Origin of the sequence: Methanosarcina sp. 2.H.A.1B.4, assembly GCF_000979385.1 — an archaeon.
GTDB lineage: Archaea > Halobacteriota > Methanosarcinia > Methanosarcinales > Methanosarcinaceae > Methanosarcina.
The window spans coordinates 41942-62617 of record NZ_JJOV01000082.1 but is presented as its reverse complement, the minus strand read 5'-3'; the positions used below and the strand labels follow the sequence as shown (position 1 = coordinate 62617).

The following is a 20676-nucleotide window of genomic DNA, read 5'->3' as shown; positions in this document are numbered from 1 at the left end:
CCTCCAGCTCAGGAGTGCCAGAAATCACTTGTAAAGAGTACCAGTACGGTGTATAATTCAAGCCTGCCAACCCACATATTGCTTATAAGGATAATTTTTCCCAGCGGGAGAAGCGATTCATAGTTTCCCATTGGGCCAAAAAGATTAAAGCCCGGGCCTATGTTTCCGAAGGTCGTGATCGAAGCCGTAACAGAGCTGATTAGCTCGACTCCGAGCAGGGTCAGAAGCATTGAGCTGAAGACAAAGACGGATCTGTAGATTATTCATGGAAAAACCCCGATCTCGTAAAACTTACCGGAATATTTTTTCCACTTCAGAAACCGCAGAAGCCATGGAGAAAATAACTACACGGTCTCCGTTGTTGATAACGAAATCCCCTCTTGGAATGATGGTCTCTTTTCCACGTACTACCATGTTTATAAGAGCTCCTTTAGGGAACTTTACTTTGCTTAAAGGCTTGCCGACAATCCTGCACTTCTCAGAAGCCGTATATTCTATGATTTCGGCTTTTTCGCCTTCGATAGTCGTGAGCGTCTGTATGCCTTTGCCCATGGTAAGTTTGAGGACCTCATTTACGGTTGCTTCCCTGGGACTTACGGCCATGTCTATGCCGACCATTTCAAAAAGAGGCAGGTAGTCCGAGCGGTCAGCCCTTGCAATTACCTTCTTTGCCCCGAGCTGCTTTGCGAGCAGGGCACAGAGAAGGTTCTTTTCGTCACTGTCCGTAACTGCAACAACAACATCCATATCCTCAATATTCTCTTCCCTGAGAAGGCTGACGTCAGTCCCGTCTCCGTTGAGCACAAGGGCGTTTTCAAGCATCTCAGCTACTTCTATGCAGCGGCTCTTCCTGTGCTCAATAATCCTCAGGTCAATGTTTTCTTCTTTGTCGATAAGTTTTGCCAGATAGATGCCTACAATTCCACAGCCAATAAGAAGAATTCGGGTTCTGTGAGGCACCTGGCTCCCGAAAACATTTTCAAGGTCATCCATGGCTTCTGGCTTGCCCACAACTACCATGTGGTCGTTTGCCTTGATTAAATCGTCTCCATGAGGAATTATTATTTCACTATCCCGGAAAACCGCACTGACGATGCAGCAGTCAGCAAGCTGAAGGTCCTGCATATGCTTTCCCACAAGTCTGCTTTCCGGATTTATTGCAAACTCAGTCATCTTTACTTTTCCCTCGGCAAACATTTCCGCATCTATGGCAGAGGGGCTTGAGAGCACATCAGCAATTTCCGATGCAAGCGAAAGTTCAGGACAGATCATAAGGTCAACGCCAACCTGAGACCTTGACGTAACTGGTGAATCTATGTAATCAGGATTGCTAACCCTCGCTATGGTTTTAGTATACTTCCAGCCGGGTTTACTCTTTGTAATCAGCTTGGCAGTCATGCAGGCAACGATGTTGACCTCATCAACGCCTGTAACGGCCACGAGAAGGTCAGCATTCTGCAGGACTTTTGAAAGAATATCAGCGTTTGCGCCGTTCCCTTCAATTACGAGCACGTCAAGTTCATCTACTCTTCTTGACGCGTCCTCATCTTTCTCTATAATTACCACATCATTTTTAGGAGAGAGGGCTTTTGCAATATGATAGCCTACTTCCCCTGCACCAATAATTACAGCCTTCATAGAACACCTTCAAAAAAAACTGTTTTTAATGAATCTACCACTGCAGAAATGATTGAACCAGAAACAATGAGCATAGGGCGGATAAAAATAAAAGTAATTAAGGCGAAAGTAGTCAAAGTAAAAATAACCGAAGTGAAGGTAGTCAAAGTAAAAATAACCGAAGTGAAGGTAGTCAAAGTAAAAGTGATCAAAGCTAAAATAATCATAAAAAAGATACCAGGCATAATGTTGAAGTGTAAAATACTGCCCGATACATTATCAGTTGTAGTAAAATTAATCAGCGTGTTTACCATCTCTGGAAATTAAAAGTTTTGCAAACCAGAATTTCTCAAACCAATTCTTTTGCGAATTAAATATGATTCCTAGCCATAGAATTAAACGGGTATATATAAATGTTTTCAAGCTCCCGATATAGAAAAGAATCTAAACAAAAACGAATTATATAGAGAGAATTATTGATCGAAACAGAAAGTTAAAAGAAAAAGAAAAAGAGAAAATTAAAAAAATACCTGAAAAGAATTGAAAATTGAGCCAGAAGCTTTATTCTCAACCCTCTAAAGCATCTTTTACCTTTTCAAAAAGCCCCTTACTCTTTTTGGACTTCTCGCCTTTTTGCTTCTCAGCTTTACTCTTTTCCTCTCCTTCAGGCTTCTTTCCATTGCTCAGGTATTCGAACTGGCGGAGAAGCTCCTTTTGTTCCTGAGTAAGTTTTGTGGGAGTCTTGATTATTACTCTTACGAGCTGATCTCCTTTACCGTGCCCTTGCAGGTGCTGTATACCCTTGTCCTTGAGCCTGAAGACTGAATGGGTCTGAGTCCCGGCCGGGATGTTCATTTTGACATTACCGTAGAGGGTATCAACCATAACGTCCGCTCCGAGTGCAGCCTGGGTGAATGGTATTGACAGTTCGGAGATTACATCGTAATCGACCCGCTTGAAATACCTGTGTTCCATCACATGGAGGATAATATAAAGGTCTCCGGAAGACGCTCCTGGTTCTCCTGCATCCCCTTCTCCGCTGAGCCTGAGGGTCATGCCTGAGTCTGCTCCTGCAGGTACGTTAACTGTTATTGTTCTCCGGCTCCGGACTCTGCCTGCACCGCTGCAGACGGAACATGGCGACTCAATCATCTGGCCTCTGCCGTGACAGGTACCGCAGGTGGTGGTGCTCACGAACTGCATTCCTAAAGTTGAACGGGTAGTACGGACCTGCCCTGTACCGCCGCAGGTAGGGCAGCGCTTTGGGCTTGTGCCCTCTTTTGCACCTGTTCCTGAGCAGGCAGAACACCTTTCTGTCCTTGGAATATCAATGTCTTTACGGACTCCAAAAGCAGCTTCCTCGAAGGTTATATAGAGGTCGTACTGGAGGTCTGAACCTCTCCTCGGCCCCATAGGACCCCCTCTTCTACCGCCTCCGAAAAACATTTCAAAAATGTCTCCGAACCCGCTGAAATCCGCGCCCCGGAAAATGTCCTCTGCACTATATTGGCCATCAATTCCGGCATGCCCAAAGCGGTCATACTGAGCCCGTTTTTCAGTGTCTGAAAGAATGGCGTAAGCCTCGGATATTTCCTTGAATTTTTCCTCAGCCCCTGCTTCTTTGTTCCTGTCAGGATGGTATTGCAGTGCAAGCTTTCGATACGTCTTCTTTATATCTTCGACTGGGGCGTCTTTAGATACTCCGAGAATTTCATAATAATCACGTGTTGTAGCCATCAGGATTCCCTGTTGTTTTAAAAAAGGATAAAAGTCCGGAACCTGCAGGCAGGTTTCCGGTCATGCCTACGAATAATCAGGCGCTTTTTGTTAGTGTTAATTCTTCTTTAATTACTTACGCTTTTCGTCGTCAACTACCTCATAGTCGGCATCAACGACTGTCTCGTCAGGACCCCTTGCGTCCGTGCTTCCTGTTTCGCCTGCAGCCTGCTGGGCCTCCTGAGCTTTCTGATACATGGCTGTCGAAATCGGATATACGGCTTCCTGAAGAGCCTCTGTCTTTGCCTTGATATCTTCAATATCCGTGCCTTCAAGGGATTTTTTCAGGTCTTCGATTGCAGCATTGACCTTTGACTTCTGGTCTTCGGTAGCTGCATCTCCGGCTTCCTTGATAGTCTTTTCTGCGGCATTGATAAAGGCTTCGGCATCATTTCTTGTCTCGACTTCTTCCTTGCGCTTCTTGTCCTCTTCGGCATGCAGTTCCGCATCCTTGACCATGCGCTCGATTTCGTCATCAGAAAGTCCGCCGGGTTTCTTGATGGAAATAGACTGTTCCTTGCCTGTGCCCAGGTCCTTTGCACTCACGTGCAGAATCCCGTTTGCATCAATGTCAAAGGTAACCTCAATCTGAGGAATACCTCTCGGAGCAGGAGGTATGCCATCAAGGGTGAACCTTCCAAGGGTCTTGTTTTCGGAAGCTATCCCGCGCTCTCCCTGCAGAACATGGATCTCGACTGAGGGCTGGTTGTTAGCAGCAGTTGAGAAGATCTGGCTCTTTTTAGTAGGAATGGTGGTGTTCCTCTGGATGAGCGGGGTTGCAATGCCTCCAAGGGTCTCGATACCCAGTGTAAGGGGATTAACGTCGAGCAGAAGGACATCTTTTACCTCTCCGCCCAGGACTCCTGCCTGAATGGCTGCACCGATTGCAACTGCCTCATCAGGGTTGATGTTCTTGTAGGGTTTCTTGCCTGTGAAATTCTCTACAAGTTCAACCACTGCAGGCATCCTTGTTGCGCCTCCGACAAGGATCACTTTTTCAAGGTCATTTGGTGTAAGCTTTGCATCGCTGAGTGCGCGGCGCATGGATACAAGAGTCTTTTCCAGGAGGTCTTCAGTCATCTTCTGGAACTGGGCTCTGGTCAGGTCAATATCCATGTGCTTTGGTTCCCCATCAGAACCGACTGTCAGGAAGGGAAGGTTGACGTTGGTGCTGGCAACTCCGGAAAGCTCTATCTTAGCTTTTTCAGCAGCATCTTTCAAGCGCTGGAGTACAGCTTTGTCTTTGGATAGGTCAATTCCTTCTGTTTTCTTAAATTCGGCGAGCAGGTAATCAATGATGCGCTGGTCGAAGTCGTCGCCTCCAAGGTGAGTGTCTCCGCTTGTGGACTTTACCTCAAAGATTCCGCCTCCGAGTTCCAGAATGGATACATCAAAGGTTCCGCCTCCGAGGTCGTAGACAAGGATTTTGTGGTCCAGATCCCCCTTGTCAAGCCCGTAAGCAAGGGCTGCAGCTGTCGGCTCGTTGATAATTCTGAGGACTTCAAGCCCTGCAACTGAGCCTGCATCTTTTGTAGCCTGCCTCTGTGAATCGTTGAAATAAGCGGGAACTGTGATCACAGCCTGCTGTATTGACTCTCCAAGATAAGCCTCTGCATCGGATTTGAGCTTCTGGAGGATCATTGCAGAGATTTCCTGCGGGGCATATGCCTTCCCATTAAGTGTGACTTTGTAGCTGGCTTCTCCCATGTGCCTTTTAATGGAATAAACAGTGTTCTCAGGGTTTGAAATAGCCTGCCGCTTTGCGACCTGACCCACAAGTTTTTCCCCTTTCTTAGAGAATCCGACGATTGAAGGAGTTGTTCTGTTGCCTTCGGCATTCGGGATCACAACAGCTTCCCCACCTTCCATCACTGCCATACATGAGTTAGTAGTACCAAGGTCAATACCCAGTATTTTTGCCATGTTATATCCTCATAGTAAATTATCAATTAATTATTTAGCTAAATTATTTAGTCAGAGGGATTTAGTAAAATTACTTCTCATTTAAGCTACTTATGAAAGTTATTTAATAAAGTTATTTAATAAAGTTATTTAATAAAATTGGTCTGTTACTAACAGGATTAATTCAGTCTTTAGTTCTCTGTCTCTTCAGGGCTTTTGGCCACTGAAACCATGGCGGGTCGGACAATCTTCTCGTTCAGTGCATATCCCTGTTTGTAAACGTCAACTATAGTATTGTCCGGAACTTCGGAGGTTTCTATGTGCTGGACAGCCTCATGCTTGTGAGGGTCAAACTCGCCTGCCTTTTCGCAGATTATTTTCTCAAGCCCGTATTTTTCCAGGATAGAGAAAAACTGCTTTGAAAGCTGCTCGATTCCACTTACAATCGAGCCCATATCTTCTGCAGTCCGTGCAGATTTCAGGGCACGTTCGAAGTTATCGGTCACTTCGACAAAGTCCAGAAGCACCTGCTCAAGCACAGCTGTTCGGTTTTCTTCCATCTGACGAACGGTTCGTTTTCTGAAGTTATCAAAATCAGCTGCAAGCCGGAAAAGCTGATCCTTGAGAAGTTCGTTTTCCTCTTTACAGACAGCTTCAGGACTCTTTTCAGTTCCGGAACTTACAGGTTCATTTTCAGAACTTACTGTTGTTTCATCGGCTTTTTTAGCCGAAGATCCAGAGTTCTGAGCTCCGAAATTTCCAGCCTGTTTCTGGTTATCTTCTTTAGAGTGCATATTTTCCTTTTTACTGGACTTCTTCATTTATCGATACCCCTAAAATTATTGCAACTGTTACACTCGTCTTGATCTGTGATTGTTTGTAATTCTATAAATACTTTTTGGGGTCGCAGGGGGCAGATCTCCCTGAGAAAGCAAAAAAAATAAAAATCAGTAAAAGTGGTTCTGAAGTTTATAAGATAGTGCTTTGAGCATTATGACGCCTGCAATCATGCAAGCCGCGACTGCCGAAATTACCTGTTCCCATCCAAGAACGGAAATTCCTCCTCCTAACGCAAACTGCACGCCTCCTACAAGGGAGACAAACACGAATGAAAGCCCAAAACCTGCAAGCGCTCCACCTATAAGGGAACTCAGAGTGTCCAGGCCCTGTCTCTCATAGAAAACCATTCCCCCTATAAACACCACGGCAAAGATCATGAGTACAAATGCAGACGGCAGGGGACTTGATTTAGTAGAAAATATATCAAATAGCCCGAGCCCCATGTCAACGAGGAATATGCCCATGAGAACCGCAATAGAGAGGGTTTTGACAAAAGGATTTTCAAACAAAGACTGAGAATTTGGGTTTCTGCTGTTGATTTTACCAGCCACCATCAAGTATTACAATGTTTATCATAATGTTTACCTTTTAAGCTATAAACTATATAAATTATATAAATCTTTACTTACGTAATCGGCTTAATTTCCTCTGCTCCACTTTATCATTCAGATTCCCTTATTAATTTATTTACCTAACTTTAGATCGCCCGTTCCCGTGTTTATCAGTGTTTTCCATAGTTATAGAGTTAGGTAAATGTAAACATTCACACTGGGCCTGTTTCCGAAAATAGAATTTTGTTTTGTTTGACTTCCGTTTAGTTCTACCGCTTTTATTTGTTTGTTTCTGGTTGGTTTCTTGCTGACTCCCCCGATCTTTTTTACTTATTGCTTTTTTCTCGCCTTTTTTGTGGAAAAGGCAGCTTGAAGGTGAGAGTGGCCGAAGCGGTGTGAGATAAGAAGTGACTTTTTTCAGGGTATATTTCCTTCCGTGCAGGACAAAAAGTAATATAAAATGACCGGGTGTTTCTTCTCCGATGAAAATCCTGGTTGCAGAATTCGCTGTCGGCACGGATATCGATAAGTCCCTGATTCCGGAAGGGGCAGCTATGCTAAAAACACTTGCCGAAAGTTTTGTTCGTGTGGGGCATGAGGTGTACTACCCATCTGCAGGTACAGAAATAGGTACAGGTACATCATTGAAATCCACGGCTGAAAGCTTCAGGCAGGTAGTTGAAAGGGAGGCAAAGAAGTGTGATGCCGGACTGCTTATTGCTCCTGACGGAATGCTTCCAGAACTGAACAGGATCCTTGAAGAAAACACCGTAAACCTGGGGTGCTCGCCGGAATCGGCAGCCTGCTGTGCAGATAAAGTCCTGTGCACAAAAGCCCTGAAAAAAGCCGGAATTTATGCTCCCGGGATTGCGGAAAAAGCTGAAAAGGGCAAAAAGTATGTCATAAAACCAAGATTCGGATGCGGGGCAGAGGCAACAGATCTTGTTACGGAATTCGAAAAGACAGAAGAATTCATTGCAAGTGAATATATTGAAGGAAAACATTTGAGCGTAAGCCTTATTGCAGGAAAAAAGCCGCTGCCACTTACGGTAAACCGCCAGTTCATCGAGTTTGAAGAGAAAAAGGACAGGGAAGGAAAAAATCCCGAGAAAAATAGAGTTTCGGGCATAAAATACAACGGCAGCCTGACTCCTTATAAGACTTCCAGAAAAGATGAACTCTATGAAACTGCAATCTCGACAGTAAAATGTCTGGATTGTTTTGGGTATATGGGTGTGGATATCGTACTTTCGGATCGTCCTTATGTCGTGGATGTAAATCCAAGGCCTACAGCCTCATTATTCGGGATTAGCAGAGTCATGAGGGAGGAGATAGGCGAACTTATTCTTAAGAATAGATTCGGAGAACTCCCTGATTCAGTGCAAATCGAAGGGGAATATCACTTTTCAAAAGATATGCTTGGCGAGCTTTTCGGAAGGAATTGAAAATAAAGAAAATGTGAATAATTACATACCTGGAAAAACACGGAAAGGAATTAAAATGCATTCAAAAATTATAGGGCTTGACATTGGAGGAGCGAACACAAAGCTTGCTTCCTCGGACGGAACTCTTGTGGAACTTCACTACCTGCCTCTCTGGAAAAATACCAGGCTTCCGGAAGTTTTAAAAGAAATTGCGCAAAGGCTAAGGCCTGAAAGAGTTGCTGTTGTGATGACAGGAGAGCTCGCGGACTGTTTTGAAGACAAAGAGCAGGGCATCCGCTTCATAAAAGAAACAGTTGATTCGGCTTTCGGCTCCGAAAGGGTCTCGTATATAAACAGCCAGGGAAGGTTCCAGAATGAAGCTGAGAACTTGAGGGAGCTTGCTGCCGCGAACTGGGCAGCCTCAGCCAGGCTGATAGGGGAAGAGGTAGGAGACTGCATTTTTGTTGATATTGGTAGTACCACAAGCGATATTATTCCGATCAGATCAGGGGAACACAGGGCAGGGCTTACAGACTTTGAACGCCTGCTCAGGAGCGAACTTGTATACGCAGGTACCCTCCGAACAAACCTCGCCGCACTTCTTGAAAAGGTAAAGCTTGAGAAAGGTATGTGCAGGACGTCCTCGGAACTCTTTGCAACGACAGCAGATGCTTATCTCATACTCGGGAAGATCGATGAAGATGCGTACACATGTGAGACTGCCGACGGGGCAGGCAGGAGCAAAACAGATGCCATGCGCAGAATTGCAAGGCTGGTCTGTGCAGACCTTTCAGAGGTAGGGGAGAGGGAAATATACGAGATCGCAGAGCAGGTAAAAGATAAACAGATCTCTGTCCTGACTGAAGCTATCTTAGAAGTTGCGGAAAGAAATGGACTTAAGAAGATTGCATCAGCGGGCCTGGGGGAATTTATGATAAAGGAAGCTGCAGAACGGCTTGGATTTGAATGCGTATCTGTTTCCGGGCGATGGGGAGAAGAGATCTCAAAGGTATTTCCGGCATATGCTGCCGCCCGCTTACTGGATGCCGAAAAACCAGGAAACTGAAGCTCCAGGACATCTATTTCCCTGAAGAAATTAACAGTAACTGAAAGCTATAAATGGAGAAAAACCTTAACAAATGAGAAATCTCAATGAAAGCTATGAGGGTAGTTATCAAAGTAGGAGGAAGCCTGATCAGTGAAGCTCCGGAACTTATTAACAGGCTCGTAAAAGAATTTGGCTCCGGACATTCAGGGACTGCTCCTGACAAGCAGGTTTCCGAAAAGATTAATTATTCCATCCTTGTCGTACCAGGAGGAGGGGTATTTGCAGATGCCGTAAGGAGAGCTGACGGGAAGTTTGGACTTGGAGACGACGCAGCTCACTGGATGGCTGTACTTGGTATGGAGCAATACGCCTGCTACCTTCAGGACAAAAGCAGTGCAATGGGTACGGATTCAATAACAGAACTCCCTGCCGGCGTTTCGATTCTTTTTCCCTACAGGCTGCTGAAGGCAGAAGACCCTCTGCCCCACTCCTGGAGCGTAACTTCGGACACAATCGCTGCCTGGGTTGCGAAGCAGACAGGAGCCCTGTTCATTAAGGCTACGGATGTTGACGGGATTATCAGGGAAGGAAAACTGGTCAGGGAAATTTTCACCTCCGACTTTTCAGAAAACTTTGAAAGTTGTATCGACCCTTTCCTGCCCGGATTCCTTCAGAAAAACAGGATGGGGTGCAGAATTGTAAACGGTAAATTTCCGGAAAGGGTAATTCAGGCAGTGTACGGGAAGCCTGTGCCCTGTACGGCGGTAAAGGGGAATATTTAAATTGTATATCGTATATGACTAGGGAGAGAAGCAAGCCGTGTCCAAAAAGCATCATTACATTCAGTTCATCAGACTTGTTGATGTTAATACAGGTGCCGATAAAAGCAGGATACTGAAGCTTTTGAAAAGTGCCTGATTCACCGGTTAATTCATTTTAGTTCACTATAAAGAATAAGGAATAATTAAGGAGAAGAAAAATGTCGTCACAGAAAATTGAATACTGTACCTCATGCGGAATCCGTCTTGTGGAAAAAGGCTATGTGAAGTTTCCCTGCCCCCAGTGCGGAGCAGAGATCGGAAGATGTACAAGCTGCAGGCAGCAGGGTAACGTATATACCTGTCCTAAATGTGGATTCAAAGCTCCGTGATTTTGGGCAGAGTGCCGAAAGATCCAGAAGCGCATTGTGAAAGCAGCTTGAAATTGGTCAATAGGGATCATCTAACAAAAATTACAAGAGGGATTGAAATGGGCGAAGTTGCAGCAAAAATGAAAATCATGCCAGAAAGCATTGACACCGACCTTGTAGAGCTGAAAGAGAAGCTCAAAACCGCAATTCCGGCAGGAGCCGATCTTCACGGGGACATAGTCGAAGAGCCAATAGCCTTTGGATTAAAGGCCCTGATTCTTACGCTGATCGTTAACGACGAAGAAGGCGGAACCGAAGCCGTAGAAGAAGCCTTTGTAAAAGTTTCTGGTGTCGAGAACGTCCAGATTCTGGAACTCTACCGTATCTGAGAAGGAAAAAAGAACCGGACACCTGTGTTCGGAAAATCTTTTTTCACTATTCTCTTTTTCGTAAAAGGGCTCGTAGATCAGGGGTAGATCGTTACGTTCGCAACGTAAAGGCCGCGGGTTCAAATCCCGCCGAGTCCACTAAGAAAGTAAATCGATAGAAAAAACCTGTAAGTAAATTAGCAGAAAAAGTAAATTAGCAGAAAAAGTAAATTAGCCAGAAAAAACTTAAGGATGAACAGGGCAGAATTACTCTACCTCAAAAATAGCCTTTTTCAAGTATATTCGTCCCTCCTTCTACTTTTACTTCGTTTTCTACAAACTGCCAGGCAAGTTAGCGGTGGCTTCCCGTGACCTGTATATTAAAAAGAGGTTTCCGAGGTAAAAGAAGTATTTTTCATCCCATGTTGGGTATTTCTTCATAGTAGTAGATCTCCCTTAATAGCAGCAGCTGTTTACGTGTTGTTTTTTATCTGGTTGGCAGGCAGGCTGCAGCCATGTGCGGTGATTACTTATATTGTCTTCAGCAGGCAGAATCTCAGACTATTTGATACTAGCTGTTGAGCTCAAATAGATAAAAATGACAATTAAATGACCAGAATATATTGTTAATTTTTTTAATAAGTTGCTTAAATAGTTATTAGATACTAAAGAAAAGTTGACCCCCCAAGATACCGAAAATAGAAGAGATTCAGTATAATACAGTCTAAAAAATGCAAAGAATTAAATACAAATAACTCTTTATAAATATTCGTTGGGTAATCCCACGCTAGAATAACCCCCTCAGTTGGCCAGGGAAAATTGAAGCTCCCCTGGCCGACTATAAAATAAAAGATTAATTTTAAAAGGAGACCTTTTCAGTTAAACGCCTCTATTTATATGGTATTTTACGCCTCTATTTCTCTTCATCCTATTTTCTGTGCTTTTGCTTTCTTGATGCTCATCCTCCGGCAGAAGAAGTAACATACGGAAAATTAATTATTCTCAGAAAAGCTCATTGAAGTTTTTTCCGGAAAAACGATATCTGAAGAACATCCGGTTTAAGAATATCCGGATCTAAACTTTACAAAATCCGGGGACACATCATATACTTTTTAAATAATGGATACCTAACAGACCAGAGTATATATTTTTGCAATAAAACCCCGATACGTCGGATTGAAGGGTGGAAATAGCGGAAAAATGGGAAGATCCGCAAAAGGCTATTTTTAACCCTGTTTTTAAGCGAAAATATGATTCTCGCTCTGAGATCTAAGAGACTAAGGCAAAAAGTGAAAAATGGGGGACTGGAAGTTATTAAAAGTAACAGCTTTCCCGAGAAAAAAGAAGAGGCTGGGGAATTAGAACCTGAAAACTCAATAGAGCTGCACGAAAAAATAATAGAGCACTTTCCTTCGGAGAACCCTAACCCTGTCCTCAGGATAAAAAAGAATGGAAAGGTTCTTTATGCCAATAGAGCAGCCTGCATTCTTCTTGAGCACTGGGGTATAAAAAAAGGAGAAGAGCTTCCTCAATCACTGAGGCACGGTATAAGAAGGATTCTTTCACAGAAAAAGCCTGAGAACCTTGAAATCAATATAGAGAATGCTACGTATGCTCTAAAGCTTTATCCTCATTCGGAAGATGGGTACACAGACATCTATGGGTTTGACATAAGTTACAGGGTACGGGCTGAAGAGAAATTCAGGTCCCAGCATGAGAGACTGGAAAAACTTGTTGAGCTAAGGACCCTTGAGTATATAGAAGCAAACGAAAAACTTGCACAGGAAGTAACCGAGAGAAAGAAGATTGAAAAAACCCTTCGGAACAATCTCCAGTTTCTTGAGACACTTCTTGACAGCATTCCAAGCCCTGTATTCCAGAGGGGTCTGAATGAGAATTATGTAAACTGTAACGAGAGTTTAGCCAGGCAAATCATGGGGCTTCCAAAGGAGATGGGCATAGGGGGATCATTCTCTGAGTTTCAGAAGAGGGTTCCAAAAAAGCTGGCTGAGATCTATTACAAAAATGACAGGGAACTTCTGGATAATGGGGGAAGCCATTACTACGAGACCAGGGTTATCTGCGCTGACGGTGTGAGCAGAGACTTCCTGTTCCATAAAGCTACTTACGAGGACAGTTCCGGAGAGATTGCCGGAATCGTGGGCGTAATGCTGGATATTACCCCGCGCAAAGAAGCTGAAAAATTTTTAAGGAAAAGTGAGGAGAGATACAGGATTGCTGCTGAGCAGACAGGGCAGCTAGTTTATGATTATGAGGTGGAATCAAAACAAATTGACTGGGCGGGAGCAATCCCACAACTTACAGGCTACAGCCCTGAAGAGTTCAGGCAAGTAGACCTGGAAAGCTGGATAGAACACGTCCATCCGGAAGACCGAGAAAAGGCATGGGAAATACATGAAAAGTGTATGAAAAACGGGGGGAAATACCTTGGAGAATACAGGTTCAGAAGGAAAGACGGAAGCTACTTCCATGTAGAAGATAGCGGCGTGTACATTCAGGAAGACCTTTCCCAGGTTTACCGGATTGTCGGAGTGATAAAGGATATTACAGAAAGAAAACTTGCCCGCGAAATCCTTGAACGAAGCGAGGAGAGGTTCCGCATAACAGCCGAACAGACAGGGCAACTCGTTTATGATTATAACGTAAAAAATAATCACAGTTCCTGGGCAGGAGCAGTTGAAGAACTTACAGGATATAGCTGTGAAGAATTTCAGGGCTTCACTCCCGAAGTATGGGCTCAGCACGTCCATCCTGAAGACCGGGAAAAAGCAGTAAAAGCCCACGACGAGTGCATAAAAAATGGGGGAAAGTACTCTGAAGAGTACAGGTTCAGAAGAAAAGATGGAAGTTACATCTGCGTTGAAGACAGCGGCATTTACCTGCAAGCCGATAACAGAGATATATGCAGGGTTCTTGGGGTAATAAAAGATATCACTGATAGAAAACTTGCCCATGAGGAACTGGTAAAGAGTGAGAGCCGCTACCGTTTGATCGCAGAAAAAACTAAAATGCTTTTATATTACGATAATTTCACAGACGGCAAAATTGACTGGGCAGGAGCAATTCCGCAGATTACAGGGTATAGTTTTGAGGAGTTCAAGGACATCAGGATCGATAGATGGATGGAACTGATCCACCCGGAAGACCTCCAAAAGGTAAGGTATGCTCACGAATGTTGCCTGCAGCATGGGGGAGATTTCCATCAGAACTACAGGTTCAGGAGAAAGGATGGAAGTTACTTCTATGTAGAGGATGAGGGAGTTTACCTGAAAGATGAAAAAGGCTGTGTGTATATGGCAGCCGGAGTGATAAAAGACATCACAGAAAAGAGAGCTGCTCAGGAAAAACTCCTGGAAAGTGAAGAGAGGTTTAGAATAGCTGCCGAACAGACAGGGCAGATAGTGTTTGAACATGACCACGGGGGAAATATAATCAAGTGGGCAGGAGCCATCCGGGATGTCACGGGATATACGGTAGATGAATTTAATAAATTTGACAATGTTTCGTGGGCAAACCATATTCATCCTGAAGATCGGGAAAAAACACTTGGTGAACTCAGGACATTTCAAGAAAAAGAAAATAAGTTCCGTATTGAGTACAGGTTCAGGAAGAAGGATGGGAGCTACATCCATGTGGAAGACAGCGGAGTCTATCTGAGAGATGAAAATGGGAGCATTCGAAAAGCTTTCGGTGTAATGAAAGATATTACAGGCATAAAACTGGCTTCAGAAAAACTGAAAGAAAGCGAAGCGCGCTACAGGTCCTTCATGAAAAACTTCAGAGGAATTGCTTTCCAGATGGGACTTGACTTCACCCCGATTCTCGTAGACGGCAATATAGAAGAAACTACAGGATACAGAAGAGGGGACTTCATCTTCGGAAAAGCTGACTGGTACCGGATTGTTCATCCCAAAGACAGAGAAAAGCTTTTTGAGAATAGGGAGAGATTGGTAAAAGACCCCTTACTTCTTATAGAGCACGAGTATCGGATAAAGCACAGGGATGGAAAGCTAAGGTGGATCCGTGAGATTATCCAGAATGTTTCCGATCCCACGGGCAAAAAGAGAATTCTACAGGGTACAGCCTATGATATTAGCAAACAAAAAGAAGCTGAAGAATCTCTTGCAAAAATGGAAGAAATCCGTAAAAAGGAGATACATCACAGGATAAAGAACAACCTGCAGGTAATCTCAAGCCTCCTTGAACTTCAGGCAGAGAAGTTTAACGATATAGAAGTTCTCGAAGCTTTCCGTGAGAGTCAGAACCGGGTTGCTACAATGGCAATAATTCATGAGGAGCTGTACAGGTCAAAAAATAACGAGACCCTGGATTTTTCAGCTTACCTTCAGAAACTGACAGCGGACCTGTTCCACTCATACACAGTCAGAAAAGGGGATATAAATATACAGCTCGATATCGAAGAGACTTTCCTGGGAATGGATACTGCAATTCCTCTCGGGATAATTATAAATGAGCTTGTATCCAATTCTCTGAAACACGCTTTTCCATCAGGCAGGAAAGGTGAAGTTTGCATTAAAATTTTCAGAACAGAAGAAAATAGTGAGAATAAAAGTATAAGTAATAGCATCAATAATATTGGTGCTAAGAGTTCAGTTGAAAAAAATATCCAGTACACACTGGTAGTTTCGGACAATGGGTCGGGTTTTCCGGAAAATATTGATTTCAGGAACACGAGCTCTCTGGGTCTCCAACTGGTAAATATACTTGTCGAGCAACTGGAGGGCACGATTGAACTTGAAATATGTTCGGGGACTAAGTTCAAAATCTGGTTTAAGGAGACCTGCCAGTCATCTGAAAAAGTATCAGTATCAAAGGGGAGATACAATGAAAAAGGCAAAAATTCTGGTTGTTGAAGACCAGAACATCGTCGCTCTAAACATCAGAAATAAACTCAAAAATCTGGGTTATACGGTACCCGGCACTGCATCCACAGGAGAGGAAGCAATAAGAAAAGCAGAGCTGACGAGTGCGGATCTTGTTTTGATGGATATCATGTTGAAAGGAGACATGGATGGAATTGAAGCTGCCCGTGAAATAAAAACCCGCCTTAGAATTCCTGTACTATATTTGACAGCTTATACTGACGATGAAACCCTTGAAAGGGCTAAAATGACAGAACCGGCAGGATATATTTCTAAGCCTTTCAAAGAAGAGGACCTGCATAGCAATATTGAGATGGCGCTCCATAAACACAGAGCCGAAAAAAAAGAGATTGAGAGTTCCAGTAATGACGAATAAAACTCTTCAATACACCTTAAATAAAGCCTGTATCCGGTTAAAACGGATACATGTTTCTCAAAAATAGATTAAACTTTCTTAAATGGTATGCTACCGTTCTTAAAAGGGTATGCCACCGTTCTTAAATGGTATACTACTGTAATTAAAAGGTATGCCACGTAGATTTTATCTGAGTTTTGCTGCTCCAATGCTGCATGGGATGAAAATTTTTCGCGGATATTTGTTCCGGAAATACAGGTCGTATGTATTTAGTAGGCGAGAAAAAGAATTAACCTGAGATAATTCGCGACGGGGATAAATATCAAACTCGATAAAAACGGGGGGTCAACTGGTTAATAAATCAGAATATCTCCCGGAAGATGAAAAGATAAAAACGGGGGGAAATAATGTACAAAGCAAAGATTCTGGTCGTTGAAGATCAGAATATAGTGGCTCTGAACATTAGAAATAGGTTAAAAAACATGGGGTATACCGTTCCTGTGACTGCTATTTCGGGGGAAGAGGCAATAAGAAAAACAGAGCTTACAAATCCTGATCTTGTTTTGATGGATATTATGTTGAAGGGAGACATGGATGGGATTGAGGCAACCAGGATTATCAAATCACGCTTTTCAATACCTGTTATCTACCTTACAGCCTATACTGACATTAAAACTCTTGAGAGGGCAAAACTAACAGAGCCTTCCGGGTATATTTCAAAACCCTTCAAAGAAGAGGACCTTTTCAGCAATATAGAAATGGCTCTCCATAAACACAGGTCGAGAAGGGTAAATGAAGAAAAGTAAGAGAAATCCATTTAACTTTGGGGAAAGATAAAAGGAGGAAGGGGAAGCAGTCCACTTTATAATTAAGAGCAAAAACCTCACTGGCAGACCCTGATAAGTCGGTTGATATATTCAACATAGTAAAAATAATTGAAAAAGGCATTTTTCGGTTTTTTGCTTTGTATTTTAGATAAATCCTGCACCTGACCTAAGAAACATTTTCCCTGCTCTGGAAACCGCTTTTCAACCAAAACAATATAATGTACCCACGCCAGTTTGTCTGGAGCAGCCTGCTTAAAAAATTCTAATAGGGATTTTCTAGCGTCTGGAGTTCAGGATAGTGACTACATTAAATAAGAACCAGATGCCGCAGAAGATCCAGAATACAGGACCTGCGGTGTTTACAAGAAATTCGCCTGGTCCGGGATTATCAGGGTACATATCGATATACAGTGAACCGGCAGTCATCAACAGGAAACTTGTAATAGTGAATAAAAGTAAAACTGTTCGTATTCGGGAAGTTTTTGGGTCTGAGCGAGAAAAGCCATTCATAGAATAGATTAGCAGGAGTAGAAATAAATAATTTTTTAAATAATTTCATTTTAGAGAAATTTATACATCTGTAGATAAAAATTCAATGTGTGTGGTTTGAATAGCGACCTGATAAAGAGAAGGACTTTAACTGCATTAGAAAAGTTGTGATTGTGGATTGGGGACTTTAACTGCATTAGAAAAGTTATGATTGTGGATTGGGGGCGTTAACTGCATTATAAAAGTTGTGATTGTGGATTGAACCTGTGGATTGAACTGGAGGTTGGATTATGAACTCCATTAGAAGTATAACGCCCAGAATATTAAACGTAAGAGATCTTATATAAATCATTACAGTTTTGTATAATTTAAAAAGTATGAAACCGAAATAGATATAACTTAGAAGTCAACTGAACTAAAAATATAATAGAGAATTAAAGCTATGCTCAATGCTAAAATTTCTCTATTCAAAAGCCCATGGTTCCAATTAGAGCTTGAGGACCTTTGCAGATTTCAAAGCATCGCCAACCATAGTCTCAATATCAAGCTTTTTCTCCTCAAGAACTATGAGGTCATAGTTTGCCTTGACTTCGGGATGTTCCGGAACTGCAGCACAACTTCCGGCTGACCTTGTAGATATATCATAAGTTCCAATTCTGCGGGCAATATCCACGATCTCACTTTTGTCAAAGGCAATTAAAGGGTGATAAATCGGGATAGCAAGCTGATATATTTCGGCATGCATGTTGGCAGCAGTCTGGGAGGCTACCTGTCCGAGGGAAGAGCCAGTAATAATCCCACTTGCGCCTTCTTTTTTCATAACTTCGTAGGCTTCTCTGTACATCATACGTTTGCAGAGGAGGCATGTGTTTTTTCGGTCGCATGTTTCGATAAAAGCCCCTAGATTTGGACCGTGGAGGAGCTCATAAGTTGTGAACTGGTGCCCTGGAGCCCAGGCCTGTAGCTGGCGGATGCAGTCAAAAGCACGTTCCTTTGCCGCATCCTCTGCATAAGGAGAGTTATTGCAGTAAACAGGGATAATCATTACACCACGCTTCATCATCAGCCATGCAGCGACAGGGGAATCGATGCCTCCGGACATCAGCACTACCATACTGCCCTGTGTGCCGAGGGGAAGTCCTCCAACTCCTTTAACCGTCTCCAGGTAAATATAAGCCAGATTCTGCCGCATCTCTACAAAAATTTCCTTATCAGGAGAACTCAGGTCAACCCTGGGATGTTTTCCTTCTTTTTCAAGTGCGTTCCAGACAGCGTCTCCGCAGTTTCTCCCTAAATCCGCTGAAGTGAAAGAATGGTTTCCGCTTCTTCTAGCCCGGATAGCAAAAGATTCTCCTTCCCGAATGAGGCATGTTCCAAGAAGAGCACAGGTCCTGGCTGCACTCTCAAGGTCTGGTTCTGTTATTAATGCAGAAGAAGTTGAGACAATCCCAAAAACGTCTGCTGCCGCTCCAGCTGCCCGCGGATCTGTCGTCTCAATAAATATCCTGCCCCATTCTCTCCGTATCAGGGAATATGGAATGCTTCTTGAGTCCAGCATTGCGGCAATGTTCTTCATGAGAATTTTCTCATACCAGTTCCGAACGCCTGTGCTTTTAAGAGCAAGCTCCCCATATCTAACTATAACAACATTTGCCTGGCTTTCGAAGCCCTGGCGAGAAGGACCGGAGTCCTGGTTATCCATACTATTAGTAAAAGTATCTGGCATGTTCTCGCTGTCTCTTTTAGTCTTTATATCAATATCAGATGCATTTTTTGCTTCGATCTCATCAGAATTGCCTGTCATGTGTACTTAACGGTTAGGGCGACATGGCGTTTAAAGTTTTCAGGAAAAAGAATTTTTTTTTCAGGAAAAAAGGAACCTATTGCGGCAACTTAGGGGAGACAGACAGAAAACTTTAAATAGCGTAATTTTTGGGAAAGATAATAATTGCATGGAGATATATGAAAGAATATTACAAAACATGAAAAATTGCCCCGGTGATATATCATTGTTAATCAGTACAAAAAATATACATACAGTAATATTATTTTTGGAAAATCTATATAAGTCAGGACTATTATAGTATTGTATGCTATTGTGTATTACGCACAATATCGAAGACATTGGGTAAGACTGGGTAAAAATTGCCCACCTATCGAAACGACAAAAACAAAAAAAGACAACCACGCCAGGGGTGGAGTACCAATGGATACTCTGAAAAAGCTTGCCGGAAAATCGATAGTGACAGTGATAGCTGCTTATAGCCTTCTGCTGATACTATTTCCTGTGGGCTGGATCGTTTTGCTCGGGACCGCTATCGGAAAGCCGAGCGCTGAAGAAGGATCTGTCGAAGCGAGAATCCTTGGGGCAGACCTCGAAGTCTGAAACCCCAAGAAAGAAGGCATGGGTGTCAGAAACCAACAAGGAAGTCCACCAGGGGTTTCTGGTTAACATTCTAGCCGCCCAGCACCGGTGTCGAAACAAACAAGGGAGCTTGCAAGGCTTCTGGCCAACATTCGCACCACCCTCTTGCAATCTGAGAACTGGTTTCAAGCGGGTGTCGGAAACAAACAAGGAAACAGCAGTTTCAGGAAAGCAATCCGGCTACCTGCCATATCAAGAGGCGGATCTGGAAGGAACCGGAGGAAAAAGAGAGAACGGCCGTTTCTGGCAACATTCAGGCAACCCACTTTTTTTTATTGCAATTTTATTTTGTTCTGTTTTTATTAGAGATTATATAAACCAACTACATTAATATGGGTGTATATATATTATATTTATAATTATGGGACACTCTGTAGTTTTTAAGAAATTATTTGCAAGTATAAATTGAAGAGGGGAGATAATGTCATTTCTTTATGCCCTTTCCCCGAACTCAAGTTTTCTTCCCGCTCCATCAATGATTGTCTTTTTACCATCCGTGTAGACATATCTTATTGAGAGATTTCCGTCCTCGCCGTACTTTGTCCATATCGTGGTATTTTTGTCCTGTGACCACATGTACTCGTATCTGGTGGTGTTCTCTTCGCTTCCGGTTTCTATCATGGCTTTGCAAAGGGTTTTGTTATCGAACTCTTCGGTGCCGGTAATTTTCATATTAAGGGCTTTTCCGGTGGTGGGATTTTTAACCTGGACCTGAGAACCTACAGGGCACCAGTTGCCTTCGGATTGCTCGGGGAGGCTGACATTTATTTCGGTATCATTGCCCGAAATTGACAGTTTTGTTCCGTCTTCCCCCATACAACCTGAAGCGAGAAGGGCAACTGTGAGAAGTAATATACAAATTACCTGTTTTTTTGACAAGAATTATCACCTGAGTTTATCAAAACCTTATTTTCGATCAAAACTTTCCTAAGAATTCTAAAAGATAAAAAACTCTAAACGATAAGAGTTTTGAATTTGATGAAACTTTAAATTCAAATCGATTTTTTGTTTTTTATCAGAG

At 43.1% G+C, this 20676-nt stretch carries 20 protein-coding genes and 1 tRNA gene; 12 read left to right on the top strand and 9 right to left on the bottom strand.

The genetic code is table 11. The features are described from left to right. Positions 1-8: 8 nt before the first annotated feature. The gene (locus tag EO92_RS13510; protein WP_048172353.1) at positions 9-230 is read right to left on the bottom strand and encodes a potassium transporter TrkG; all 222 of its coding nucleotides are present in this window, start codon (positions 228-230) and stop codon (positions 9-11) included. A gap of 61 nt (positions 231-291) precedes the next feature. After that, positions 292-1638, bottom strand: a complete 1347-nt coding sequence (gene trkA / locus EO92_RS13505) for a Trk system potassium transporter TrkA (protein ID WP_048161373.1) — start codon at positions 1636-1638, stop codon at positions 292-294. A gap of 48 nt (positions 1639-1686) precedes the next feature. Here trkA and EO92_RS13500 point away from each other — a divergent pair, with 48 nt between their 5' ends. Further along, positions 1687-1944 carry a hypothetical protein gene (locus EO92_RS13500; protein WP_156161242.1) on the top strand — a complete coding sequence of 86 codons (258 nt, stop codon included), beginning with the start codon at positions 1687-1689 and terminating at the stop codon, positions 1942-1944. A 240-nt stretch (positions 1945-2184) separates the two neighbouring features. On the opposite strand, the gene dnaJ is transcribed toward EO92_RS13500, so the two are convergent. From dnaJ to EO92_RS13480, 4 genes are all read right to left on the bottom strand, one after another. Further along, positions 2185-3354, bottom strand: a complete 1170-nt coding sequence (dnaJ, locus tag EO92_RS13495) for a molecular chaperone DnaJ (RefSeq protein WP_048161375.1) — start codon at positions 3352-3354, stop codon at positions 2185-2187. Positions 3355-3465: 111 nt separating this feature from the next. Beyond that, positions 3466-5316, bottom strand: a complete 1851-nt coding sequence (dnaK, locus tag EO92_RS13490; protein ID WP_048172351.1) for a molecular chaperone DnaK — start codon at positions 5314-5316, stop codon at positions 3466-3468. 170 nt (positions 5317-5486) lie between these two features. Continuing rightward, entirely contained in the window at positions 5487-6116 is a 630-nt protein-coding gene (gene grpE, locus EO92_RS13485) for a nucleotide exchange factor GrpE (protein WP_048172349.1), read from the bottom strand. 126 nt (positions 6117-6242) lie between these two features. Next, a complete protein-coding gene (locus EO92_RS13480) occupies positions 6243-6689 on the bottom strand; it encodes a hypothetical protein (protein ID WP_048133062.1) in 447 nt (148 codons plus the stop codon). Between the two features lie 479 nt (positions 6690-7168). Here EO92_RS13480 and EO92_RS13475 point away from each other — a divergent pair, with 479 nt between their 5' ends. From EO92_RS13475 to EO92_RS13430, 9 genes are all read left to right on the top strand, one after another. Then, entirely contained in the window at positions 7169-8131 is a 963-nt protein-coding gene (locus EO92_RS13475; protein WP_048172347.1) for an ATP-grasp domain-containing protein, read from the top strand. Between the two features lie 55 nt (positions 8132-8186). Further along, positions 8187-9176, top strand: a complete 990-nt coding sequence (locus EO92_RS13470) for a hydantoinase/oxoprolinase family protein (RefSeq protein ID WP_048172412.1) — start codon at positions 8187-8189, stop codon at positions 9174-9176. Between the two features lie 86 nt (positions 9177-9262). Then, positions 9263-9940, top strand: coding sequence for an amino acid kinase (locus EO92_RS13465; RefSeq protein WP_082108134.1), 678 nt, complete (start codon positions 9263-9265; stop codon positions 9938-9940). Between the two features lie 197 nt (positions 9941-10137). Further along, a complete protein-coding gene (locus tag EO92_RS13460; RefSeq protein WP_048133068.1) occupies positions 10138-10308 on the top strand; it encodes a zinc finger domain-containing protein in 171 nt (56 codons plus the stop codon). Between the two features lie 98 nt (positions 10309-10406). Further along, positions 10407-10676, top strand: a complete 270-nt coding sequence (locus tag EO92_RS13455) for an elongation factor 1-beta (RefSeq protein WP_048172345.1) — start codon at positions 10407-10409, stop codon at positions 10674-10676. A gap of 66 nt (positions 10677-10742) precedes the next feature. Then, positions 10743-10814, top strand: a tRNA-Ala gene (locus EO92_RS13450). A 1130-nt stretch (positions 10815-11944) separates the two neighbouring features. Continuing rightward, positions 11945-15550, top strand: coding sequence for a PAS domain-containing protein (locus EO92_RS16785; protein WP_235283335.1), 3606 nt, complete (start codon positions 11945-11947; stop codon positions 15548-15550). Continuing rightward, entirely contained in the window at positions 15522-15935 is a 414-nt protein-coding gene (locus EO92_RS13435) for a response regulator (RefSeq protein WP_048133072.1), read from the top strand. Before EO92_RS16785 ends, EO92_RS13435 begins: the two co-directional genes overlap by 29 nt. A 386-nt stretch (positions 15936-16321) precedes the next feature. Further along, a complete protein-coding gene (locus EO92_RS13430) occupies positions 16322-16720 on the top strand; it encodes a response regulator (protein ID WP_048172344.1) in 399 nt (132 codons plus the stop codon). Between the two features lie 297 nt (positions 16721-17017). Here EO92_RS13430 and EO92_RS17910 read toward each other — a convergent pair whose 3' ends face one another. Further along, entirely contained in the window at positions 17018-17167 is a 150-nt protein-coding gene (locus EO92_RS17910) for a hypothetical protein (RefSeq protein ID WP_156165834.1), read from the bottom strand. Between the two features lie 550 nt (positions 17168-17717). Continuing rightward, positions 17718-18956 (bottom strand): tRNA uracil 4-sulfurtransferase ThiI, encoded by a 1239-nt coding sequence (thiI, locus tag EO92_RS13420; protein ID WP_048172404.1) that lies wholly within the window; start codon positions 18954-18956, stop codon positions 17718-17720. 480 nt (positions 18957-19436) lie between these two features. On the opposite strand from thiI, the gene EO92_RS13415 reads away from it, so the two are divergent. Both EO92_RS13415 and EO92_RS13410 read left to right on the top strand, forming a co-directional pair. After that, the gene (locus EO92_RS13415; RefSeq protein ID WP_048172340.1) at positions 19437-19616 is read left to right on the top strand and encodes a hypothetical protein; all 180 of its coding nucleotides are present in this window, start codon (positions 19437-19439) and stop codon (positions 19614-19616) included. A gap of 22 nt (positions 19617-19638) precedes the next feature. Further along, positions 19639-19986, top strand: coding sequence for a hypothetical protein (locus EO92_RS13410; protein WP_048172338.1), 348 nt, complete (start codon positions 19639-19641; stop codon positions 19984-19986). 101 nt (positions 19987-20087) lie between these two features. Here EO92_RS13410 and EO92_RS13405 read toward each other — a convergent pair whose 3' ends face one another. After that, positions 20088-20534: a hypothetical protein gene (locus EO92_RS13405; protein ID WP_048172336.1), complete on the bottom strand. Its 447-nt coding sequence runs from the start codon at positions 20532-20534 to the stop codon at positions 20088-20090. Positions 20535-20676 lie beyond the last annotated feature (142 nt).

Coding starts and splice junctions, on each gene's coding strand:
- EO92_RS13510 (WP_048172353.1), bottom strand. CDS start 230: ATGCTTCTGACCCTGCTCGGAGTCGAGCTAATCAGCTCTGTTACGGCT.
- trkA (WP_048161373.1), bottom strand. CDS start 1,638: ATGAAGGCTGTAATTATTGGTGCAGGGGAAGTAGGCTATCATATTGCA.
- EO92_RS13500 (WP_156161242.1), top strand. CDS start 1,687: ATGATTGAACCAGAAACAATGAGCATAGGGCGGATAAAAATAAAAGTA.
- dnaJ (WP_048161375.1), bottom strand. CDS start 3,354: ATGGCTACAACACGTGATTATTATGAAATTCTCGGAGTATCTAAAGAC.
- dnaK (WP_048172351.1), bottom strand. CDS start 5,316: ATGGCAAAAATACTGGGTATTGACCTTGGTACTACTAACTCATGTATG.
- grpE (WP_048172349.1), bottom strand. CDS start 6,116: ATGAAGAAGTCCAGTAAAAAGGAAAATATGCACTCTAAAGAAGATAAC.
- EO92_RS13480 (WP_048133062.1), bottom strand. CDS start 6,689: ATGGTGGCTGGTAAAATCAACAGCAGAAACCCAAATTCTCAGTCTTTG.
- EO92_RS13475 (WP_048172347.1), top strand. CDS start 7,169: ATGAAAATCCTGGTTGCAGAATTCGCTGTCGGCACGGATATCGATAAG.
- EO92_RS13470 (WP_048172412.1), top strand. CDS start 8,187: ATGCATTCAAAAATTATAGGGCTTGACATTGGAGGAGCGAACACAAAG.
- EO92_RS13465 (WP_082108134.1), top strand. CDS start 9,263: ATGAAAGCTATGAGGGTAGTTATCAAAGTAGGAGGAAGCCTGATCAGT.
- EO92_RS13460 (WP_048133068.1), top strand. CDS start 10,138: ATGTCGTCACAGAAAATTGAATACTGTACCTCATGCGGAATCCGTCTT.
- EO92_RS13455 (WP_048172345.1), top strand. CDS start 10,407: ATGGGCGAAGTTGCAGCAAAAATGAAAATCATGCCAGAAAGCATTGAC.
- EO92_RS13435 (WP_048133072.1), top strand. CDS start 15,522: ATGAAAAAGGCAAAAATTCTGGTTGTTGAAGACCAGAACATCGTCGCT.
- EO92_RS13430 (WP_048172344.1), top strand. CDS start 16,322: ATGTACAAAGCAAAGATTCTGGTCGTTGAAGATCAGAATATAGTGGCT.
- EO92_RS17910 (WP_156165834.1), bottom strand. CDS start 17,167: ATGACTGCCGGTTCACTGTATATCGATATGTACCCTGATAATCCCGGA.
- thiI (WP_048172404.1), bottom strand. CDS start 18,956: ATGCCAGATACTTTTACTAATAGTATGGATAACCAGGACTCCGGTCCT.
- EO92_RS13415 (WP_048172340.1), top strand. CDS start 19,437: ATGGATACTCTGAAAAAGCTTGCCGGAAAATCGATAGTGACAGTGATA.